The organism is Falsigemmobacter intermedius (assembly GCF_004054105.1).
GTDB classification, from domain to species: Bacteria; Pseudomonadota; Alphaproteobacteria; order Rhodobacterales; family Rhodobacteraceae; genus Wagnerdoeblera; species Wagnerdoeblera intermedia.
Genome location: NZ_SBLC01000115.1, coordinates 1 through 2,225, shown reverse-complemented (window position 1 = coordinate 2,225; position 2,225 = coordinate 1). Strand labels below are relative to the sequence as shown.

3 protein-coding genes are annotated in these 2,225 nt (G+C 55.8%); 2 read left to right on the top strand and 1 reads right to left on the bottom strand.

What is annotated here, in order from left to right:
* Nucleotides 1–416: 416 nt before the first annotated feature.
* Nucleotides 417–719: a hypothetical protein gene (locus EP867_RS19375; protein ID WP_128491064.1), complete on the bottom strand. Its 303-nt coding sequence runs from the start codon at nucleotides 717–719 to the stop codon at nucleotides 417–419.
* A gap of 130 nt (nucleotides 720–849) precedes the next feature.
* Between EP867_RS19375 and EP867_RS19370 the strand changes: the two genes are divergently transcribed.
* Both EP867_RS19370 and EP867_RS19365 read left to right on the top strand, forming a co-directional pair.
* A complete protein-coding gene (locus tag EP867_RS19370; RefSeq protein WP_128491063.1) occupies nucleotides 850–1,056 on the top strand; it encodes a cold-shock protein in 207 nt (68 codons plus the stop codon).
* A gap of 407 nt (nucleotides 1,057–1,463) precedes the next feature.
* The gene (locus EP867_RS19365) at nucleotides 1,464–1,856 is read left to right on the top strand and encodes a DUF6481 family protein (RefSeq protein WP_128491062.1); all 393 of its coding nucleotides are present in this window, start codon (nucleotides 1,464–1,466) and stop codon (nucleotides 1,854–1,856) included.
* The last annotated feature ends 369 nt before the right edge of the window (nucleotides 1,857–2,225 follow it).

Sequence of the window (2,225 nt, the reverse complement as noted above, 5' to 3'; positions counted from 1 at the left end):
TTATATAGGAAATATAATGGTCAGGACAGCGAAATCAGCGCCTTACTTGGGAAATGTGGGTTATAACTGTCTGACAGGGCGGGGCTTAAGTGTTGCGGCTTTTGGCACTGCTGAAATCTCTGGCAACACGCAGTTCGCGGAGGTGCGCCGTCCGGGCCTGACGCTCTGCTGCGCAGAGTTGATGCTCGGTTTGAGCGCGTGTTTGAAGCGGAGGGTCGTTGCAGATTTTTGCAAAAGCGACCTCCGCCTGCTGCCGTTTCGGCGACAGTATGTCGTTCATCATCATTATTTCTTTAACCACACAGCACGTTCAGGCCCTGGCAGATTGCCCGGGCTTCGGGGAGGCTGTGTCACAGATCTGGCGCACCGCCGGGTGGCGGCCGAGCGAAAGGGTCGGTGCTATCCGAAAGCAGGGCTCAGACCGGTTCTTCGGCAGTTCCGTCCGCGGTCTCCGCAGGCCGGGCCTTGGGGGCCATACGCCAGCGACGGCTCTGCTGGTATTTTTTCACCTGAAGCGGATCAGCCTTCTCTGCCAGAAAGGCGGCGAGATCGAAGGGAGGCTTGGGGGTAAACATTTGCACAATGGCATCCTTAGCAGCGAAAGCCGCTCGGCCTGCATAGCAAAAATTTCCCGGAAAGCCCGTAAAAATACAGGCGTGGAGAAGTTTTATTTTACCGAAGGCGTCCGGCGTGAAATAAATTTCCACAACCTCTTGCATGAGCGCTTTGCGGGGCCCATCTTAGTCAGGCAGTTAAGTTTTTGGTTCTGGTGTTACGGCGCAGTTCTCGATCATCGCGCTTGCCAGGCCATCGCACATTGCGGATGGCGCTATATAAAGGAGCACCATCATGGCTATGGGCACCGTAAAATGGTTTAATTCCACTAAAGGTTTTGGTTTTGTCGCACCGCAGGGCGGCAAAAACGATATCTTCCTCCATATCTCAGCGCTCGAGCGCGCTGGTCTGCGTGGCGTTGAAGAAGGTCAGGAAATCTCCTTCGACGTTGAGACCGGTCGTGACGGTCGTGAGTCCGCGACGAATGTGCGTCTCGCCTGAAAGCGGGATCGTTCCATTCTTTGAGACGAACCCGGTCCATTCCTGACAGCCATGTGTACAGCTGACACCTAGCCTGCGCTCGCGCGTAAACCGCCGGGACCGGCCCCTGACGGGGTATAAAGGCGGAAGGCAGGAGGCACAGAGCCTGGGATCCAAAAGATCTCAGGCTTTTTCTTTGGCACAGACCGGGCATGGGAGTGCCACAATGGCAAGCGCCGTACTCGTTGAAGCCGAGATCCCCTGCTGCACCTCGCTCAGGAAATGGGCTTTTCCGGGGGAAAATGTTTCGGTTCGGATTGGATGAACAGAACCGCCTGGCTGTGAGCCGGACGTATTCCCGAAATCCGCACAGCCACAATGATTGATCAATCCTGCATCATAGAGCAGTTCGGATAGGATAAAGTAAGATGTTTAAGAACGATGATTTTTCGGTGCGCCAGGCGAATGCAAAGGCGTCGCGCACCCAGCTTTTGCAAGCGCATCGCGCCGCTGCTCTTGCGGCGGCACCCGCTCAGGCTGAGGTGATGAGGGAGCGCGTGCAGCTTGCTGAAGCGCGCAAAGCCCGGCACGAAATTCGTGACGAGCGCAGGCGTGTAGAGAAGGCCCATATGGCTTCACAAACCGAAAAAGCCCTTCGCGCTGCCCATGAGGCGGCTGTCGCCTTAGCGGCAGAAGAAGCCGCTTTGTCACTTAAAGAAGCCCAGGCTGCGATGATCAAAGCGATTGTCACAGATCACGCTGAACGTAAATCAGCCCGGGACCTGCGCTATGCGAACCGGAAAGCAGCTGCGCGCCGTTAATTTTACGGTTGAGAATCGACCCTGTCTGGGGGTGCAACAGGCATTCCTCTCCCCCCAGTAAGGCCTAATTTTCGCTGAAAATCTCAGAGCCGAGAAGCTTGAGGGGGCTTGCTGTAATCTCTGTCGGAGGGAAGAACCTTATACGTCCGATAAGGCAATTTTACCCCAGTAGCCTGCCCACATAAACGCTTCCTCCTAGATCTTACGTGTTCATTGAGCGATGCGGGGGGTAGCTGTCTGCTCACAGCACACCTGAGGATCACACCGAGCATGCCCTGACCTCGGCATGTCAGGCAGATACGGCATGGCGTTGAGTAATGCGCGAAAGTTGGTGATGGGCTGAGGGGCGGCATATCATGGCGGTGTTGA

Coding starts and splice junctions, on each gene's coding strand:
- EP867_RS19370 (WP_128491063.1), top strand. CDS start 850: ATGGCTATGGGCACCGTAAAATGGTTTAATTCCACTAAAGGTTTTGGT.
- EP867_RS19365 (WP_128491062.1), top strand. CDS start 1,464: ATGTTTAAGAACGATGATTTTTCGGTGCGCCAGGCGAATGCAAAGGCG.
- EP867_RS19375 (WP_128491064.1), bottom strand. CDS start 719: ATGCAAGAGGTTGTGGAAATTTATTTCACGCCGGACGCCTTCGGTAAA.